At 59.8% G+C, this 19,416-nt stretch carries 13 protein-coding genes; 6 read left to right on the top strand and 7 right to left on the bottom strand.

What is annotated here, in order from left to right; all coding sequences use genetic code 11:
- Positions 1 to 5: 5 nt before the first annotated feature.
- The 4 genes from ACYZT4_RS01495 to ACYZT4_RS01510 form a co-directional block, all read right to left on the bottom strand.
- Positions 6 to 233, bottom strand: a complete 228-nt coding sequence (locus ACYZT4_RS01495) for a YheU family protein (protein WP_007945785.1) — start codon at positions 231 to 233, stop codon at positions 6 to 8.
- Positions 234 to 415: 182 nt separating this feature from the next.
- Entirely contained in the window at positions 416 to 1,606 is a 1,191-nt protein-coding gene (locus ACYZT4_RS01500) for an osmoprotectant NAGGN system M42 family peptidase (protein ID WP_461984697.1), read from the bottom strand.
- 87 nt (positions 1,607 to 1,693) lie between these two features.
- Positions 1,694 to 3,442, bottom strand: coding sequence for an N-acetylglutaminylglutamine synthetase (gene ngg, locus ACYZT4_RS01505; RefSeq protein ID WP_461984699.1), 1,749 nt, complete (start codon positions 3,440 to 3,442; stop codon positions 1,694 to 1,696).
- A gap of 3 nt (positions 3,443 to 3,445) precedes the next feature.
- Positions 3,446 to 5,218: an N-acetylglutaminylglutamine amidotransferase gene (locus ACYZT4_RS01510; protein WP_461984701.1), complete on the bottom strand. Its 1,773-nt coding sequence runs from the start codon at positions 5,216 to 5,218 to the stop codon at positions 3,446 to 3,448.
- Between the two features lie 295 nt (positions 5,219 to 5,513).
- Here ACYZT4_RS01510 and ACYZT4_RS01515 point away from each other — a divergent pair, with 295 nt between their 5' ends.
- Positions 5,514 to 10,322, top strand: coding sequence for an NEL-type E3 ubiquitin ligase domain-containing protein (locus ACYZT4_RS01515; protein ID WP_461984702.1), 4,809 nt, complete (start codon positions 5,514 to 5,516; stop codon positions 10,320 to 10,322).
- A 5-nt stretch (positions 10,323 to 10,327) separates the two neighbouring features.
- On the opposite strand, the gene mnmC is transcribed toward ACYZT4_RS01515, so the two are convergent.
- The gene (gene mnmC / locus ACYZT4_RS01520) at positions 10,328 to 12,310 is read right to left on the bottom strand and encodes a bifunctional tRNA (5-methylaminomethyl-2-thiouridine)(34)-methyltransferase MnmC2/FAD-dependent 5-carboxymethylaminomethyl-2-thiouridine(34) oxidoreductase MnmC1 (RefSeq protein WP_461984704.1); all 1,983 of its coding nucleotides are present in this window, start codon (positions 12,308 to 12,310) and stop codon (positions 10,328 to 10,330) included.
- A 167-nt stretch (positions 12,311 to 12,477) separates the two neighbouring features.
- Between mnmC and pap the strand changes: the two genes are divergently transcribed.
- Positions 12,478 to 13,992: a polyphosphate:AMP phosphotransferase gene (pap, locus tag ACYZT4_RS01525; RefSeq protein WP_461984706.1), complete on the top strand. Its 1,515-nt coding sequence runs from the start codon at positions 12,478 to 12,480 to the stop codon at positions 13,990 to 13,992.
- Between the two features lie 101 nt (positions 13,993 to 14,093).
- The gene (locus tag ACYZT4_RS01530; RefSeq protein ID WP_461984708.1) at positions 14,094 to 15,278 is read left to right on the top strand and encodes a thiolase family protein; all 1,185 of its coding nucleotides are present in this window, start codon (positions 14,094 to 14,096) and stop codon (positions 15,276 to 15,278) included.
- 133 nt (positions 15,279 to 15,411) lie between these two features.
- On the opposite strand, the gene ACYZT4_RS01535 is transcribed toward ACYZT4_RS01530, so the two are convergent.
- On the bottom strand, positions 15,412 to 15,606 hold the full coding sequence (locus ACYZT4_RS01535; RefSeq protein ID WP_461984710.1) for a DUF6316 family protein: 195 nt from the start codon (positions 15,604 to 15,606) through the stop codon (positions 15,412 to 15,414).
- 201 nt (positions 15,607 to 15,807) lie between these two features.
- Between ACYZT4_RS01535 and ACYZT4_RS01540 the strand changes: the two genes are divergently transcribed.
- Positions 15,808 to 16,767, top strand: a complete 960-nt coding sequence (locus ACYZT4_RS01540; RefSeq protein ID WP_461984712.1) for a DMT family transporter — start codon at positions 15,808 to 15,810, stop codon at positions 16,765 to 16,767.
- A 110-nt stretch (positions 16,768 to 16,877) separates the two neighbouring features.
- Here the strand turns inward: ACYZT4_RS01540 and ACYZT4_RS01545 are convergent, their stop codons facing one another.
- Positions 16,878 to 18,272, bottom strand: coding sequence for a class II fumarate hydratase (locus ACYZT4_RS01545; RefSeq protein WP_461984713.1), 1,395 nt, complete (start codon positions 18,270 to 18,272; stop codon positions 16,878 to 16,880).
- A 192-nt stretch (positions 18,273 to 18,464) separates the two neighbouring features.
- Here ACYZT4_RS01545 and ACYZT4_RS01550 point away from each other — a divergent pair, with 192 nt between their 5' ends.
- Both ACYZT4_RS01550 and ACYZT4_RS01555 read left to right on the top strand, forming a co-directional pair.
- On the top strand, positions 18,465 to 18,995 hold the full coding sequence (locus ACYZT4_RS01550; RefSeq protein ID WP_461984715.1) for a DUF2059 domain-containing protein: 531 nt from the start codon (positions 18,465 to 18,467) through the stop codon (positions 18,993 to 18,995).
- A gap of 13 nt (positions 18,996 to 19,008) precedes the next feature.
- A complete protein-coding gene (locus ACYZT4_RS01555; RefSeq protein ID WP_461984716.1) occupies positions 19,009 to 19,320 on the top strand; it encodes a BolA family protein in 312 nt (103 codons plus the stop codon).
- The last annotated feature ends 96 nt before the right edge of the window (positions 19,321 to 19,416 follow it).

Below are 19,416 nucleotides of genomic sequence, written 5' to 3' on the forward strand. Positions count from 1 at the left end.
GGCCGTCAGTCGAACAGGTGCTTTGGCACATCGTGTTTGAGCATCAACTGGCATTGTTCGCTTTCCGGGTCGAAGACGATCAGCGCCTGGCCCTTGGTCAATGCCTGCCGAACCCGCAATACACGGGTTTCCAGCGGCGTGTCATCGCCGTTGTCCGTGCCGTCACGGGTGACGAAGTCTTCGATCAGGCGGGTCAGGGTGTCGACTTCAAGTTGGTCGTAGGGGATCAGCATAGGCACCTCGGGGAAACAATGGCGCGATGCTACGGCGAATGATCGGTTGCGGCTAGTCTGGACCTGATGCGGTGTCCGGGCTGACTCCATCGCGAGCAGGCTCGCTCCCACATTGGATTGCATTCCCCTGTAGGAGCGAGCCTGCTCGCGATGGCGATCTGTCAGACAACGAAAAGAGCGGATCAGCTATCCGACCGCTGCCCCACCAGACTGTCCACCGACGGCACCCGCGTATCGCTTTCCATCTGCGTGTCATGTTCGATCTGGTGACTGAACCGGTCCAGCGACCCCTTGGCCGGTTGCGCATCGCTGGCAAAGACCGGTGGGCTGAGGATGTAGGCACCGAGCAAGCGGCTGAGGGCGGCGAGGCTGTCGATGTGCGTGCGTTCGTAGCCGTGAGTCGCGTCGCAGCCAAAGGCGAGCAGGGCGGTGCGGATGTCATGGCCGGCCGTCACCGCTGAGTGCGCATCGCTGAAGTAGTAGCGGAACAGATCGCGACGCACCGGCAACTCGTTATCGCTGGCCAGCCGCAGCAGATGCCGCGACAGGTGATAGTCATACGGCCCACCAGAATCCTGCATCGCCACACTGACTGCATGTTCGCTGGAATGCTGGCCGGGGGCGACCGGCGCGATGTCGATGCCGACGAATTCGCTGACGTCCCACGGTAACGCCGCCGCCGCGCCGCTGCCGGTTTCCTCGGTGATGGTGAACAGCGGATGGCAGTCGATCATCAGTTCCTCGCCACTGTCGACAATCGCTTTGAGCGCTGCCAGCAGCGCGGCGACGCCGGCCTTGTCGTCCAGATGGCGGGCGCTGATGTGGCCGCTCTCGGTGAATTCCGGCAACGGGTCGAACGCGACAAAATCGCCGACACTGATGCCCAGGGAATCGCAATCGGCGCGGGTCGCGCAATAGGCGTCGAGGCGCAATTCGACGTGATCCCAGCTGATCGGCATTTCATCTACGGCGGTATTGAACGCATGCCCGGACGCCATCAGCGGCAACACGCTGCCACGAATTACGCCGTTGTCGGTGAACAGGCTGACGCGACTGCCTTCGGCAAAGCGGCTCGACCAGCAGCCGACCGGCGCCAGCGTCAGACGACCGTTGTCTTTCACCGCGCGAACCGCTGCACCGATGGTGTCGAGGTGGGCGGAGACGGCGCGGTCGGGACTGTTTTTCTTGCCCTTGAGGGTGGCGCGGATGGTGCCGCGACGGGTCATTTCGAAAGGAATGCCCAGCTCTTCAAGCCGTTCGGCGACGTAGCGCACGATGGTGTCGGTGAAGCCGGTGGGGCTCGGGATCGCGAGCATTTCCAGCAGGACTTTTTGCAGGTAGTTAAGATCCGGTTCGGGGATTTTGCTGGTCATGGAAACTCCTGATGAGTAAAGAACACCGATGGTTTCGATGAGGGAATTTGCGGTGCCAGCGATGGCGCCAGATCAGGCACTACATGATTAAGAGACAGCCGGTTGACTGTGCGGAAACAACAAATCCACAAACCGCTCGGCCGTCGGCTGCGGCTCATGGTTGGCCAGGCCGGCGCGTTCGTTGGCTTCGATAAACACATACGCCGGCTGATCCGCCGCCGGCACCATCAGGTCGAGCCCGACCATCGGAATGTCCAGCGCCCGAGCTGCGCGCACCGCCGCATCAACCAAGGTCGGATGCAGAATCGCCGTGACATCTTCAAGAATGCCGCCGGTATGAAGATTCGCCGTGCGTCGTACGAACAAGTGCTCACCCGCCGCAAGAATGCTGCTGTAGTCGTAGCCCGCTGCCAGCAACGTGCGTTCAGTCTCGTGGTCCAGCGGGATCTTGCTTTCACCGCTGGTAGCCGCCTGCCGCCGTCGACTCTGCGCTTCGATCAGCGCGCCGATGGAATGCTGACCATCACCCACCACTTCTGCCGGCCGGCGAATCGCGGCAGCCACTACTTCGAAGCCGATCACCACAATCCGCAGGTCGAGGCCTTCATGGAAACTTTCCAGCAGCACACGGCTGTCGAACTGGCGGGCTGCGTCGATGGCTTGCTGGACCTCTTCGATGGTCGATAAATCCACCGCGACGCCCTGACCCTGTTCACCATCGAGCGGTTTGACCACCACCCGTTCGTGTTCGTCGAGAAATGCCAGGTTGTCATCGGCATTACCCGCCAGTTGTTGCGACGGCAGGTTGAGGCCGGCATTTCTCAGGGTCTTGTGGGTCAGGCTCTTGTCCTGGCACAAGGTCATGCTGATAGCGCTGGTCAGTTCGCTCAACGACTCACGGCAGCGGACCCGCCGACTGCCATGGATCAACGTGAACAGACCGGCCTCGGCGTCATCGACCTGTACTTCAATGCCGCGCCGATGCGCCTCATCGACGATGATCCGCGCATACGGATTGAATTCGGCTTCAGGGCCAGGACCGAGAAACAGCGGTTGATTGATCCCGTTTTTGCGCTTGATCGCGAAGGTCGACAGGTTGCGAAAGCCGAGCTTGGCGTACAGGCTTTTTGCCTGGCGATTGTCGTGCAATACCGACAGGTCCAGGTAACTCAACCCACGGCTCATGAAGTGCTCGATCAAGTGCCGCACCAGCACTTCGCCGACGCCGGGTCGCGAGCAGTGCGGATCGACTGCCAGGCACCACAGACTGCTGCCGTTTTCCGGATCGTTGAACGCCTTGTGGTGATTGAGGCCCATGACGCTGCCGATGATCGTGCCGCTGTCTTCATCTTCGGCCAGCCAGTAAACCGGGCCGCCAAGATGGCGCGGAGTCAGCAGATTGGCGTCGATCGGCAACATGCCGCGTGCCTGATACAGCCGGTTGATTGCCTGCCAGTCCGCATCACTTTGTGCACGACGAATACGAAAGCCGCGGAACACCCGGGTCGCCTGCCGGTAATCACTGAACCATAAACGCAAAGTGTCGGACGGATCGAGAAACAGCTGCGCCGGCTCCAGTCCCAATATTTGCTGAGGCGCGGCGACATACAAGGCGATGTCCCGCTCTCCCGGCTGCTCGTTGAGCAACTCCTGGGCGAGGCTCGCCGGATCGGGAAACGTGTGGCCGATCAGCAACCGGCCCCAACCGCAATGCACGGCAATCGGCGCGGCGCCCAGCTCGCTGCCGTCTTCGGCCAGTCGCGCCTGCAAGCGTTCGTAGGAGGGCGCCTGACCGCGCAACAGGCGTTGGCTGTACGCCGTGGCGTGAGGTTTCATCAATCAGATTCCTTGTTCACTGAGCCACAGGTTCAGCGCCGCCAGTTGCCACAGCTTGGAGCCGCGCAACGGGGTCAACTGGCCCTGTGGATCGGTCAGCAGACGGTCGAGCATGGCCGGGTTGAACAAGCCGCGATCCTGGCTTGGATCGAGCAGCAATTCGCGCACCCAATTCAACGTGTCACCTTGCAGATGCTTGAGGCCCGGAACCGGGAAGTAGCCTTTTTTACGGTCGATGACTTCGCTCGGAATCACCAAACGCGCGGCTTCTTTGAGCACTTGCTTGCCGCCGTCCGGCAGCTTGAATTTGCCCGGCACCCGCGCCGATAACTCTACCAGGCGATAGTCGAGAAACGGCGTACGCGCCTCCAGGCCCCAGGCCATGGTCATGTTGTCGACGCGTTTGACCGGGTCATCCACCAGCATCACCGTGCTGTCCAGACGCAGCGCTTTGTCCACGGCAGCGTCGGCGCCGGGTTGTGCGAAATGTTCTTTCACGAAGTCGCCGGCGGCGTCATTCGCCGTCAGCCATTTCGGCTGCACGGTGGCGGCATAGTCCTCATAGCTGCGGTCGAAAAATGCCTCGCGATAGGCCGCATACGGATCATCAGCGCCATCGACCTGCGGGTACCAGTGATACCCGGCGAACAGTTCGTCTGCACCCTGGCCGCTTTGCACCACTTTGCAATGCTTGGCGACTTCGCGGGACAACAGATAGAAAGCGATGCAGTCATGGCTGACCATCGGTTCGCTCATGGCGCGGAACGCTGCCGGCAGTTGTTCGATGATCTCTTTTTCGTCGATGCGCAACTGGTGGTGCTGGGTGCCGGAATGCTTGGCGATCAGGTCCGAATACTGAAACTCGTCGCCGCGCTCGCCACCTGCGTCCTGGAAACCGATGGAGAAGGTCGACAGGTTGTCCACACCGACTTCACGCAGCAGACCCACCAGCAGGCTCGAATCGACGCCGCCCGAGAGCAGCACGCCAACATCGACTGCCGCCCGTTGGCGAATCGCCACGGCGTCGCGGGTGCTGTCGAGTACGCGGTCGCGCCAGTCTTCGAGGGTCAGATCCATTTCGTCAGCGTGGGGACCGTAGGGCAGGGTCCACCAGGTTTTCTGCTCAGTAGTGCCGTCCGCTTCGATACGCATCCAGGTCGCGGGCGGCAGTTTTTCAATGCCGGCCAGCAAGGTGCGCGGTGCAGGGACAACGGCGTGAAAATTCAGGTAGTGGTTGAGCGCCACGGGATCGAGGATCGGGTTGATGTCGCCGCCCTTGAGCAACGCCGGCAGCGCGGAAGCAAAGCGCAAGCGCTGGCCGGTGCGCGACAGGTACAGCGGCTTTACGCCGAGACGGTCACGGGCGACGAACAGGCGCTTGGCGTCTCGCTCCCAAATGGCGAAGGCGAACATGCCATTGAGTTTTGGCAACAGCGCTTCGCCCCAGGCGTGGTAACCCTTGAGCAAGACTTCGGTGTCGCCGCCGGAATAGAAGGCATAACCGAGGCTTTCGAGCTCGGTGCGCAATTGCGGAAAGTTATAAATTGCGCCATTGAAGGCCAGTGACAAGCCCAGTTGGCTGTCGACCATTGGCTGCGCAGAGCCGTCCGACAGGTCCATGATTTTCAGGCGACGGTGGCCCAGGGCAATCGCCCCCTGGCTGTGAAACCCCCATGCGTCAGGGCCGCGTGGTGCCAAGTGATGGGTCATCCGTTCAACGGCTGCAAGGTCCGAAGGTTGATGATCGAAGCGTAACTCGCCAGCTAATCCGCACATAAAGTCCTTACCGGTTTTTCCGTTGGGGAGGGTCAATCGCTACCGCACCAAAAGCGCGGGTACCCAGAAACTGACCTGCCTCGGTAATGGGAGTTTTAGATCGATCGGTTATAAGCGGGATTTGCCGGACCAATGGCAGGCAGGCATAAATGTTCAGGGCGGTGGCGGTAATTAATGCTGGGAAGCATCCGAGTAGCTGCTTGAATGCGCGTTAATTCAATCCGGTATTCGAATTATCAATTGCCTGGCGGGCTTCATAGACTGAGCCCTTCTCAAAGCAATAAGGATATTGCTCATGCTGCCCTCCCAACAAAATCTCCCTGGGGTGATATTTACGTCCTCCGATCGACTTGCTGCCTTGCTGGAACATGCGGGTGATCTGGACAAGGCGGAAGTCCTTCGCAAGGCCATTCCAGACTGGTTGGCCGCAGCTGAACCGAGTGTTGTCCAGGCGCTGAATGCAGACCTTGCGCAGTCTCATCTCCTGCATGCCAAGGCCTCAATGGTTCTTGCACGGCTCAAGCCGATGGACAGGTTCTGCAAAGAGCAACTGACGACGTTGCTCAAGGAAAAATGGAAAGTTGAAGTCGACGTCGAGCGAGACACATTGGAGATCATCACAAAGTTCGCCGCGGGGACTGGCACCTTGCCGTTCGGTTACGAGAGCTATACCGACATCAAGCCCCGCAGCCTGCTACACGCGGCCATGGAAAACTTCACTGACGAGCAAACGCGGCGTGGTGGCATTTCCAGCCACTCCTTGATCAAAATCAACGCGCAGGTCCAGTCAGGCACCGATATCACGCCGACAAACTTCGCCGATCTTTGCCGCAAACTGGACCTCGGCAAACGCTATCAGCAACACATTCACGAAGTCTTGCCGGGTCCCGCCGCAGGTAGTGTGGCGGATGGCGCCCCCGCGAACACTGCCCACATCCGCCGGTTGAAGCGTCTGGACATGCGAGTCGCCGCTCACATCGCTTACCTGAAAAAAGACATCAGCAGTGCGGCGTACCCAGCGTTGTTAAAGATCATCGACCAGGATGTGCCGGCCGCTCAAGTCAAAGACGCCGTGTTTGATGGTGCGCCGGTGAACTGGCAAGGGCTGATGATCCATGACATCTGCCTGGTCGGAGTGCTGGTCTTCAGCAAGCTGTCCATTGATATCGAGCCTGACGCCAGGTGCGTGGTTTACATGCCGAATGAGCCCCGGCGACCCTTCTATGAATACGCTTCGCTCGATGAGTTCAAGGTCTACCTCGGGCTCCACCTGCAGAGCTCAAGTTACAGAAAACGCTTCGTCGAGCTATTCCTGCTCGGCAACGACAAGATCGATTTTTTCAGCCGTTTCGATAAAGACAAAATGGTAGGAACGCTCGCCGCCATGCCTGCCAATGCCTCATCGAGCTATTTTCTCTACAGCGCATTCGTCAGCAAAATCGAGAAGGATGCGCGGATGCTCGTCGTCCCGAGCGCAGACGTAGACGAGCAACAACGGGAAAAAACCATTCAGCTGTTACTGGATGGCGGTTTGCTGCTGCTGAGCGCGGCCGCTTTTTTCGTCCCGGTAATCGGCCAGTTGATGTTGGCGGCGGCCGCTGTCGACATTGTCAGTGAGGTCTATGAAGGGGTGGTCGACTGGACGCATGGCGAGCGCAAAGAGGCCCTGACCCATTTGCTCAACGTTACGGAGAATATCGCGCAAATGGCGGCATTTGCGGTGGGAGGCAAAGTTGTTTCAGCCCTCGGCAAAAGCGTGAAAGAACAGGAGGCATTCTTTGACGGGTTCGAGGCCGTCACGCGCGCGGACGGCAAAGCCAGGTTATGGAAACCCGACCTTGATCCCTACAAGCAGACAAGGACACTGCCCGCCGACGTGCAAGCTGATTCGCAAGGGATCTACCGGCATGCCGGACTGACTTCAATCGTCATGGATGGGGCGGCCTATCGAGTCACTCAAAACACAGCAGCATCGCCATGGACCATCAGCCATCCGGTACGAGCGGACGCTTTCCAGCCCGCCGTTGAGCGAAACGTAGAGGGTGGCTGGCGCCATGCCTACGAGCACGCGTACGAATGGCGCGACGACGGGTATGCGTTGGGACGCACCAGTCCGCGCCTGACGGAACTCGGTATTGACCTGGAACCTTTTGCCGAAATCACCGGTTTGTCGACTGACACGCTGCATCAAATGCATGAAGCCAACCTCAAATTGCCACAACGGCTGAACGACTGTGTTGAACGCGTCAGGCTCGAAAACTCCATCAGCGATATCGTTGCGACCATGGAGCGCGCAAAGAGCGCGAATACGGACTTTGTTCAGGAGCAATTGCATACGCTGCCGAGGCTGCCCGGCTGGCCGGAAGATCGTTTCATTGAAGTGCGCGACGACGCAGATCGGGTCGTGGCACGCTTCCCCGAGGCCGCACTGCACAACGATGCCATCAACCGCGTGCCGGTAAGTCAGGCGCAACTGGATGCCGGAGAACTGCTCGACTCGGTCATCAGCGGTCTCCATTCAGACGAAGTCGAGGCCATCATCGGTGCCACAACCACTGAGTCGCAATCGCAGCGCTTGGCGAAGAAGATCGGGGCGAGCCTCAAGTACAATCGCCAACCGTTGCGTGACTGGCTATATAAAAAATATGACGGCACCGCTACCGGTGATGCCGCCACGCTGCATGAGCAAGCGCCTGACCTGCCGACCCGTGTGTGTCAGGAGTTGCTGGAGAATGCGTCTGGCAGGGATCGCAGTTTTCTTCATGACCGCAAAATCCTGGGGATTGATCTCACCCGGCAGGTCAGTGAAGCGCAATCGGCTATCAGGCAGGACCGTGCACTGACGGGGCTGCATTTCCCGCAACTGGCCAGTGCCGACACCGACACGCTGGCGCTCAGGCTGATGGACCAGGTGCAAGGCTGGGACGACGGTTACCGACTGGAAGTACGCCAGGGTTCAGCGAGCGGATCCCTGCTCGACAGTGTGGGCAAAACGGATGCGCTGTCGCACGGGGTCATTGTCAAAAAGCCTTTCGGGTTTCAGGTCACTCGGAACGTTGGCAACGTGTCCTCCACGCTGACCAGCGAATCGCTGTCTCAAGCGATACTCGACGCATTGCCCGCCACCCAACGCGTGCGCATGAGCCTGACCGGCAACGATGCGCTGGATGTCTCGACGCTACGGGCACGGCTGGCGAGGGCAGGTGCGGGCGATTCTGCGCGGACCGGGCGGTTGTTACGGGGCGAAAGCAGTGAGGCAGCGGAATATTTTCCGGACTGTGTCCAGGCGGATCCTCCAGCGGCGAGCTCCTATTCGAGGGGATTGATTCGTAGAGTCAGAAAACTCTTTCCCTCGTTCACCGATGCCCAGGTCTCGTCGTTCCTCGACGAGGCGGGCACTACGCTGACATTGCGGGTAAACCGGATCAGGGAGTTGGAGCAGCAATTGAGGACATTCCGCGGCGTGTTGCGAACCTGGCGCGAAGATGAGGTGCAAATGAAGAAGCTGCCGGGACCACTCAACGATGTCCGGGTCAATCGTCGTCAGGTCGCCAATGTGCTCGAAAACTGCTGGCGTCGTGTGGCGCATCCGCGATGGCCGCTGGGCCAGCCGGTTACCCGGCTTTCGCTGGAACGCAATCCATCAGGGCCACTGCCTTCGCTAACCGAGCAGGATGTGGCGCATGTCCGCAGTCTCTCGATCAAGCACATGGAGATGGGCGATGAGTTGGCGTATTTTCTCAAGCCATTCAAAGGTCTGGTGACGCTGGAGCTGGACGGCAATCAGCTCACACGATTGCCTGAAATGTTGTCACTTATGCCTGACCTCGAGCACCTGAGCCTCAACGGTAATCGGATAAAACTGACTGAACACACGCTGCCCAAGCTGGCGGCGATGCGCAATCTGCGCACGCTGGGACTCACCGGCAATCGGTTGGGCGGCACGATTGATGTCAGCAAAATGTTTGATCTGAGGGCCCTGTTCCTGGGCGAGACCTACACCACGGAGTTGCCCGTCGGGCTGGCTCGCCTGCCTTATCTGGACATCGTGAATTTGAAGGATAACCAGATCAAGGAGTTGCCCGACTGGCTGTTCCGGGTGCCGGCAAAATTCGCTGAGAAGATCGACCTGTCCGGCAACCCGTTATCCGCAGCGAGCCTCGCGAAGCTGGAAACCTACCGTGACAGTACGGGCATCGGGATGCGGCGGCTGCCCGATAAGATCACATCGCTGACAGAGCAACGGGCCCGGGACTTGTGGATGCCACACTCGCTTGAAGAGAACTTTGCGAGCCGTAATCGCACCTGGCAGGCAGTGAAGAACGAGCCCGATTCAAGCAAATTCTTTGAGTTGCTGGCTGACATTGGAGGCACTGCTGACAGCCGTTTCGTGCACGAAGACATGACCCGACGAGTCTGGAATGTGATTCACGCGACTCAGACTTCCCCCGCATTGGGCACTCAGTTGCTGGCGATGGCGGAGAAAGCTCGTTGCACGGATTCTGCAGCGACTATTTTCAGTGACCTTGAGGTGGCCGTAGACCTCGATTCGGTGGTTCGGCTGTCGGCCAATACCCATGATCAGGCCGCTCGACTGTTACGTCTTGGGCGACGCATGTTTCGCCTGGACTGTCTCACCAGGATTGCCTTGGAACGGGTTGAATCCGATAAAACACTCGATCCCATTGAGGTAAACCTGGCCTATCGCTCTGGCCTGGCCGACAGACTCAATCTTGTCGGTCAGCCCCGCCATATGCGTTATGCCGCGCTAGCCCGTACGACATCAGCGAACCTCAACAGTGCCTACAACAGGGTTGTGGCGGCGGAGCTATCGCCTGAACTGTCGACTGACCTCAGTAGCCGCACATTCTGGGTCGATTTTTTGCGCCAGCAATATGCCAAACAGTTCACCGACCTGGCCGCACCTTTTCACGCGCGCATGCAGACGGCGTATGACAACCAGGTGACGCTTGGCGCGGAGTATCTGAAACAGGCTGACAGCATTGCCGCTGAATTGAAGAGCGCAGAGGCAGATTTGTTGAAACGTCTGACCGACACGGCCATCACGGCAGAGGAGTCAAAGGTTTGCTTCGCGTTCGACTGAACGCCTCAGTTTTTGCCCCGTATCAATCGACGTAGTGCAAAACGGTTCGGATGACAGGCCTCGGCCACCGCTCTGGGCATTGGCAGCGGTTCGTCATCCAGCCAGGCAGCCAGCAATTCGCCTGACAACGGTGCGGTAATCAAACCTCGCGAACCGTGGCCGCTGTTGATGTACAAGCCGTCCAGCCAAGGGCAAGGGGTGTCCGGTGTTTGCCGGGCGTCTTTGCTTAGAGCGCTATAGGCCTGGGCGAATGCCTGTGCGTCAGCCAGTGGGCCGACAATCGGCAGGTAATCCGGGCTGGTGCAGCGGAATGCCGCGCGACCTTCAAGGGCATCAGGTTGCAGGGCGTCCGCGTCAAGCCGGGCGAGAAGGTCCGGCGATATGTCTTCAAGCATCTGCAAGTTGCCGGCATGCTCGGCCGCCGTCGGTGTCAGGTCATCGTTATTGAAATCGAAACTGGCCCCCAGGGTGTGTTCGCCCAGGCGTGCCGGCGCGACATATCCTTCGGCGCACACCACCGTGCTCAGTGCCTGGCTGCCAAGCGTTTGCCGCAGACGGGTGATTTGTCCGCGTATGCGTTTGAGGGGCAGTTCGCTGCTGCAGGGGAAACGCTTGACCTCGGCGGCGCCGGCCAGCACCACCACCGGTGCCGTCGCCAGCAAAGTTCCGCCATCCCACGCTTGCCATTGACCCTCTGCACGGCGCAGTTCAACAACATCGTGATGGGTCATGATCTGAATATTTGGATGAGTCGCCTGCCGTTGACACAATGCCGGCGGATGCACCCATCCACCCTCGGGGTAAAACAGCCCACCCGATGGCAGGCCGATACCGGCACGCGACTCGGCTTGTTCCTGGTCGAGTATCTGCAGCAAGTCTTCTGGAAACGCCGCCGCCAATTGCGCCTGACGCTCGGCCTCCTTGGCATTGAACGCCAGTTGCAGCACGCCGCAATCATCCCAATCCACGCCCCGTTGCAGCTGCTCAAGCAAGCGTCGGGTGTGCCCGAAACCGCTGACAATCAACTGCGACAGCGCCGTGCCGTGGGCGGACAGTTTGAGGTAAAGCACGCCCTGAGGATTGCCCGAAGCTTCTTGCGCCAGCGCCGCGTGACGTTCCAGCAGGCTGACGTGCCAACCCCGTGCAGCGAGGCTCGCGGCCGTCGCGCAACCGGCCAGGCCGGCGCCGATCACCAGTGCGCGACGCTCACCGTTCAACGCAGTCGGCCGCGCAAACCACGGTTTGATGGCGGCTGGCGCAGTGGTTTCTTCAGGCCAGCCAAGGAACACGCCGCGCAGAATTTCCCATTTATGGCCAATGCCCGGTGTGCGCTTCATCTTGAAGCCTGCCGCGTTCAACAAGCGGCGAACCCATCCGGTGCTGGTAAAGGTGCTGATGGTCGAACCGGGCGCCGCCAGCCGAGCGAGTTCGGCGAACAGTTCGGCAGTCCACATGTCGGGGTTTTTCGCCGGGGCGAAGCCGTCGAGAAACCAGGCATCAATCTGCGCATCCAGTTGCGGCAACTGCTCCAGTGCATCGCCGATCAACAGGGTGAGCGTCACGCGACCGTTATCCAGCACCAACCGCTGAAAGCCTTGATGAATCGCCACGTACTGCGCGAGCAACTGATCGGCAAACACTTTGAGTTCCGGCCATAACGCCAGTGCCCGTTGCAAATCAGGGGCGCTCAGCGGGTACTTCTCGACACTGACAAAATGCAGCCGAGCTCCGGCCATTGCGTGGTGCTCGAACAACTGCCAGGCACAGAGAAAATTCAACCCGGTGCCAAAACCGGTTTCGCCAATCACCAGTCGTCCATCCACCGGCAGGGCGGCAAAACGCTCACCCAGCGCATTCTGTTCGAGGAATACGTAACGGGTTTCGTCCAACCCCGACAGGTCGGAAAAATACACGTCATCGAACACCCGCGAGCGCGGGAGGCCTTGGTCATTCCAGTCGAGCTGGGCGTGGGGCAATACAGGTTTCATGGCAGGCTCGGCAACGGCAAGGCGGGCATTCTAGCTGATCGCAAGCGCCGTGCCTGGCGGTAGCGATAATCTGTAGCAGCAGCCTTCGGCAGCTGCTACGGGATTTCTGCGGCGCGGGTGAGGTCAATCCGCTAGTCTTTGTTCAATTCTGGAAGGAGCCCGTCCTTATGTTCGAATCTGCTGAAATCGGTCACGCCATTGACAAAGAAACTTACGAAGCCGAAGTGCCGGCGCTGCGTGAAGCGTTGCTCGAGGCGCAGTTCGAACTGCAGCAGCAAAAGCGCTTCCCGGTGATCATCCTGATCAACGGCATCGAAGGCGCTGGCAAGGGCGAAACGGTGAAGTTGCTCAACGAATGGATGGACCCGCGCTTGATCGAAGTGCGCACGTTCGATCAGCAGACCGACGAAGAGCTGGCGCGGCCACCGGCGTGGCGCTACTGGCGGATGCTCCCGGCCAAGGGGCGCATGGGGATTTTCTTCGGCAATTGGTACAGCCAGATGCTCCAGGCCCGAGTCCATGGGGTGTTCAAGGACGCCGTGCTGGATCAAGCGATCAACCAGTCCGAGCGTTTCGAAAAAATGCTCTGTGACGAAGGCGCGCTGATCTTCAAGTTCTGGTTTCACTTGTCCAAAAAGCAGATGAAGGCCCGGCTCAAAGCCCTCGCCGATGATCCGCTGCACAGTTGGCGCATCAGCCCGCTGGACTGGCAGCAATCCCAAACCTACGACAAATTCGTCAAGTACGGCGAACGCGTATTGCGTCGCACCAGCCGCGACTACGCGCCGTGGCATGTAATCGAAGGCGCGGATGCGCATTACCGCAGCCTGGCGGTCGGCAAAATCCTTCTCGAAGGTCTGCAAAATGCCCTGAAGCGCTCGCAGATCCACCCGGAAAAAGTCAACGCCGCGCCGTTGCCCGTCAGTGTCGATCAAATGAATGTGCTGGATAGCCTGGACCTGACCCAGCGTCTGGATAAGGACGATTACGAAGAACAACTGATTACCGAGCAGGCGCGTTTTTCCGGCCTGATGCGCGACAAACGCATGCGTCGGCACGCCCTGGTCGCCGTGTTCGAAGGCAACGACGCCGCCGGCAAGGGCGGCGCGATTCGTCGGGTGGCTGCGGCGCTCGACCCGCGCCAATACAACATCGTGCCGATTGCTGCGCCCACCGAAGAAGAACGGGCGCAACCTTATCTGTGGCGGTTCTGGCGGCACATTCCGGCCAAGGGCAAATTCACTGTGTTCGATCGTTCCTGGTATGGCCGGGTGCTGGTGGAGCGCATCGAGGGCTTCGCCCCGCCGGCGGACTGGCTGCGTGCCTACAGCGAAATCAACGATTTCGAAGAGCAGATTTCCGAGTCTGGGGTGATCGTGGTCAAGTTCTGGCTGGCCATCGATAAGCAGACGCAGCTGGAGCGTTTCCAGGCGCGGGAAGAAATTCCGTTCAAACGCTTCAAGATCACCGAAGACGACTGGCGCAACCGCGATAAGTGGGACGCCTACCGCGCTGCGGTCGGCGACATGGTCGACCGTACCAGCACCGAAATTTCACCCTGGACGCTGGTGGAAGCCAATGACAAGCGCTGGGCGCGGGTCAAGGTCCTGCGCACCATCAACCACGCGCTGGAACAGACGTTCGAAAAGTCCGACAAGAAAGCGAAAAAGCACAAGAAGTGAGGCAATGGTGACGCATACGCCAGGTGAATGATTGTCGCGGTCGGAAGAGGCTGGACTTATGCTCGGTGCACTCTCAACCGACAATAAAAATGAGGTATGCCATGCGTGAAGTGGTGATCGTCGACAGCGTGCGGACTGGCCTGGCCAAGTCCTTTCGCGGCAAGTTCAACCAGACCCGTCCGGACGACATGGCGGCTCATTGCGTCAATGCATTGCTGACACGCAGCGGCATCGACCCGGCCACCGTCGAGGATTGCATCGTTGGCGCCGGCTCCAACGAAGGCGCTCAGGGCTACAACATCGGGCGCAACGTGGCGGTGCTGTCACGCCTGGGCACCGGCACTGCCGGCATGACCCTCAATCGCTTCTGTTCGTCGGGTTTGCAGGCGATTGCCATCGCCGCCAACCAGATTGCGTCCGGTTGCAGCGACATCATCGTCGCCGGTGGCGTCGAATCCATCAGCCTGACCATGAAAAGCGTCAACACCGACAACCTGATCAACCCGCTGCTGAAAGAACAGGTGCCAGGCATCTATTTCCCGATGGGCCAGACAGCGGAGATCGTTGCGCGGCGCTATAGCGTCAGCCGCGAAGAACAGGACCTGTATGCGCTGCAAAGTCAGCAACGTACCGCTCACGCGCAATCTGCCGGGTTGTTCGACGACGAAATCGTGCCAATGGCGGTGAAGTATCGCGTGGAAGACAAGGCCACCGGCCAGGTGCAGATTCTCGATGGCGTTGTCGATCGCGACGACTGCAATCGCCCCGACACCACGCTGGAAAGCCTGGCGGGATTGAAACCGGTGTTTGCCGAGGACGGTTCGGTCACAGCGGGCAACTCGTCGCAGTTGTCCGATGGCGCGTCCATGACGTTGGTCATGAGCCTGGAAAAAGCGCTTGAACTGGGGTTGAAGCCCAGAGCGTTCTTCCGTGGTTTCACCGTGGCCGGTTGCGAGCCTGATGAAATGGGCATCGGCCCGGTGTTCTCGGTGCCGAAATTGCTCAAGGCCAAGGGTTTGCAGGTCGCGGATATTGATTTGTGGGAGCTCAACGAAGCGTTTGCCTCGCAATGCCTGTATGCGCGCAATCGCCTGGGAATTGATAACAACAAGTACAACGTTAATGGCGGCTCGATTTCCATCGGTCACCCGTTTGGCATGACCGGTTCGCGTCAGGTCGGGCATCTGGTGCGGGAGTTGCAGCGGCGGGATTTGCGCTACGGCATCGTGACCATGTGTGTGGGCGGCGGAATGGGGGCGACCGGGTTGTTTGAAGCGGTGCGATAACCCACAGAATTGTGTTGAATTTTCCATCGCCATCGCGAGCAGGCTCACTCCTACAGGGATCACGTGCGAGACATAGATCCACTGTGGGAGTGAGCCGGTCCGGGCGGCGATCCGACGATGGTAACGCGTCGGTCTAAAGACTGGCACTCAATCGCTGCATCCGCTCGATATACGCCTCAATCTCCCGCGCCGCCGCCTGCGGATTGTCAAACGGTCCCTCCAGCGTGTTTTCCCGGGTGCTGAAATATAACTCCCCGTTCACCCGACACAGTCGGGCGCAACGGAAGCGGGTGGCCGGAGCCTTGTCCTGAGCACGCATGCCGTACATGGTGGTTTCCTGAGGGTTCCTGAATCCAGTGAGCTTATGCATGAACCGCTTACAGCGCCTTGCCAACTGATCGACGGCATTTCGTCAATTTACTGCTGCGACCCGCACAGTTTCATTTGCGTCCGCTCGCCAACTGTCCCTGTGTGCTAGGCGCCGCTGCGCCTAGAATGTCGGTTCTCGCCAACTGGCTTCGGGGTACGCATGCACATTTCATCCGGTCGCTGGGTTTACGGTCTGTTCCTGGCCTTGTTGACCGCGTTGTTGTGGGGAATCCTGCCGATCAAACTCAAGCAAGTACTGCTGGTGATGGACCCGGTGACAGTGACCTGGTTTAGATTGGTGGTCTCCGGCAGTTGCCTGTTCATTTACCTCGCAGCGACCAGGCGCCTGCCCAGCCACAAAGTGTTGGGCCCGCGCGGTGGCTGGCTGGTGCTGATGGCGGTGCTCGGGCTGGTGGGCAATTACGTGCTGTATTTGACGGGCCTGAACCTGCTCAGCCCTGGCACCGCGCAACTGGTGGTGCAGATGGGGCCGATCATGCTGCTGATCGCCAGTCTGTTTGTGTTCAAGGAACGTTTCAGCGTGGGGCAGGGGATTGGCCTGCTGGTGTTGCTGATCGGATTCGGGCTGTTTTTCAACCAGCGTCTGGCTGAATTGCTGACCTCGCTGACCGATTACACCGCGGGCGTGCTGCTGGTGTTGCTGGCTTCCACAGTCTGGACCTTCTACGCGTTGGGGCAGAAGCAATTGCTCACGGTGTGGAACTCGCTGCAGGTCATGATGGTGATCTATCTGTTCTGCGGTCTGTTGCTGACCCCGTGGGTGCATCCGCTGGAAGCGTTGCAACTGACGCCGCTGCAAGGTTGGTTGCTGCTGGCTTGCTGCATGAACACGCTGATTGCCTATGGCGCATTTGCCGAAGCGCTGGCGCATTGGGAAGCGTCGCGGGTGAGTGCGACGCTGGCGATTACGCCCCTGGTGACCTTCGCGGCGGTGGCCATGGCAGCCTGGTGGTGGCCGGACTATGTGCATGCCGAGACGATCAATGGGCTCGGATATGGCGGGGCGGTGTTGGTGGTGTTGGGGTCGGCGCTGGTGGCGTTGGGGCCTTCGCTCATTGCAGGGCTCAGAGCCCGTCGGGTGCGGATGGCGGCCGGTTAGACCGCGTTATCGTTCATCGCGAGCAGGCTCACTCCCACACTTGACCGCGTGCGCAGTTCCAGGTGTGAGCGAGCCTGCTCGCGATGACGGAGGGTCAGGCGCTACAAGCCCTAACCCTTGGCGCCGGCCTCGATCATATTCTCCGGCCTCACCCACGCATCAAACTCTGCGTCCGTCAGGTAGCCCAGCTGCAACGCCGCCTCGCGCAACGTCAACCCTTCGGCATACGCCTTCTTGGCAATTTCCGCTGACTTGTCATAGCCGATGTGCGGATTCAGCGCCGTCACCAGCATCAAGCCACGCTCCAGATGTTCCGCCATTTTCGCCGCATCCGGCTCCAGGCCGGCAATGCAATGCTGCTGGAAGTTGCTGCAGCCATCGCCGAGCAATCGGATCGATTGCAGCAGGTTGTGGATGATCACCGGTTTGAACACGTTCAATTGCAGATGACCCTGGCTCGCGGCAAATCCGATCGCCACATCGTTGCCCAAGACCTGGCACGCGAGCATCGACAGCGCTTCGCACTGGGTCGGGTTGACCTTGCCGGGCATGATCGAGCTGCCGGGTTCGTTGGCCGGCAGTTTCACTTCCGCAAAACCGGCGCGCGGCCCGGAGCCCAGCAGGCGCAGGTCGTTGGCGATTTTCATCAGGGTGACCGCGAGGGTTTTCAGCGCGCCGGACAAGGTGGTCAGCGGCTCATGACCCGCCAAAGCAGCAAACTTGTTCGGCGCAGTAACAAACGGCAGGCCGGACAGCGCCGCCAGTTCGGCCGCAATCGCTTCGCCAAAACCATGCGGCGAATTCAGGCCGGTGCCGACGGCGGTGCCGCCCTGGGCCAGCTCACAGACCGCTGGCAGCGCGCTGCGAATCGCCCGTTCGGCGTAATCAAGCTGGGCGATGAAGGCCGAGAGCTCCTGGCCAAAGGTGATTGGCGTGGCGTCCATCATGTGGGTGCGACCGGTCTTGACCAGCTTCATATGGCGCGCGGCCAACTCCGCCAGCCCGCCCGACAATTCACCGATCGCCGGCAGCAATTGTTGCTGCACGGCCTGGACCGTCGCGATGTGCATGGCGGTCGGGAAGCAGTCGTTCGAGCTCTGGGAGCGGTTGACGTGATCGTTGGGGTGCACCGGCGTCTTGCCGCCACGCGGGTTACCGGCCAGCTCATTGGCCCGTCCGGCGATCACTTCATTGACGTTCATGTTGCTCTGGGTGCCGCTGCCGGTCTGCCACACCACCAGCGGGAACTGGTCGTCGTGGCTGCCGTCGAGCACTTCGTCGGCGGCCTGTTCGATCAGCCGGGCGATGTCGGCGGGCAGGTCGCCGTTGCGGTCATTGACCCGCGCCGCGGCTTTCTTGATCAGCGCCAGGGCATGCAGCACCGCCAGCGGCATCCGCTCGTTGCCAATGGCGAAGTTGATCAGCGAGCGTTGCGTCTGAGCGCCCCAGTAGGCTTCATCCGGGACATCAACCTGGCCGAGGCTGTCGGTTTCGATACGGCTCATCGTGCACACTCCTGTAGGTCTGATAGCGCAGTTTAGGCCCTGATGACTCCGGGTGGTTCCATCAGTCTGGAATTTGACCGTTCAACCCCTCTAATTCAGGCCCTGTAAGGCTTGGGGTTGAGTGACACAGTTTTTTAGGCGCAGAATGGACGCCCTTGGGGTTTTACCTCGCCTGCTAGAAAAGGAAACTCGATGACTCGTCTTCGTGCCATCTGTACCGCGGTTGCACTGGTTTGCGCCAGCGGCCCTGTTTTTGCCGATACCGCCAGCCACAACGCCAGTGCCGAAGCTTTCCTGACCCTGGCGCACGCTGACAAATTGGGCACTCCGGTGTACATGCAAGTGCAGCAAATGTTCGCTCAGCGCTTTGAACAGACCAAAGCCCCTGAATCGAAAAAAGCCTTGCTGGAAACCTACCAGGCCAAAGCCAACGCCGCTCTGGACCAAGCCATTGGCTGGAACAAGCTGAAGCCCGACATGGTCAAGCTGTACACCACCAACTTCAGCGAATCCGAACTCAAGGACCTGGTAGCGTTTTACCAGTCGCCACTGGGCAAGAAAGTCCTGGAAAAAATGCCGCAGCTGACCCAGCAATCGGCCCAGATGACGCAGGCCAAGCTCGAAAGCGCCGTGCCAGTGGTCAACAAGCTGTTGGCTGACATGACCAACGAACTGGACCCGAAGGCTGGCGCCGCTGCTCCTGCAGTCAAGAAAAAGCCTTAAACGGAGCTTCGGTATGACCATGCAACAACGCATCGAATCGACGCTGGGCCTGTTACAGCCTGAGCACCTGCAAGTGCTGGATGAAAGCCATATGCACAGTCGCGGGTTGCAAACCCATTACAAAGCCGTGGTGGTCAGTCAGCAGTTCGAAGGGCTCAACCGCGTCAAGCGTCACCAGAAAGTCTACGGCACGCTCGGCGAGCTGATGGGCGAGTTCCATGCGTTGGCGCTGCATACCTACACACCGCGGGAATGGGCAGAGATCGACGCGGCCCCGGCCTCGCCGACCTGTGCTGGCGGAGAGAAGCAGCGGAATCGGCTGTAAGCTGCAAGCTGCAAGTTGGAGGTATCGCGTTCCCGACTTGCCGTTTGAAGCTTGCCGCTTGCCGCTGCCTTTTTTTGCTAAACTCCGCAACGCGCC

The organism is Pseudomonas sp. GB2N2, from assembly GCF_054897705.1.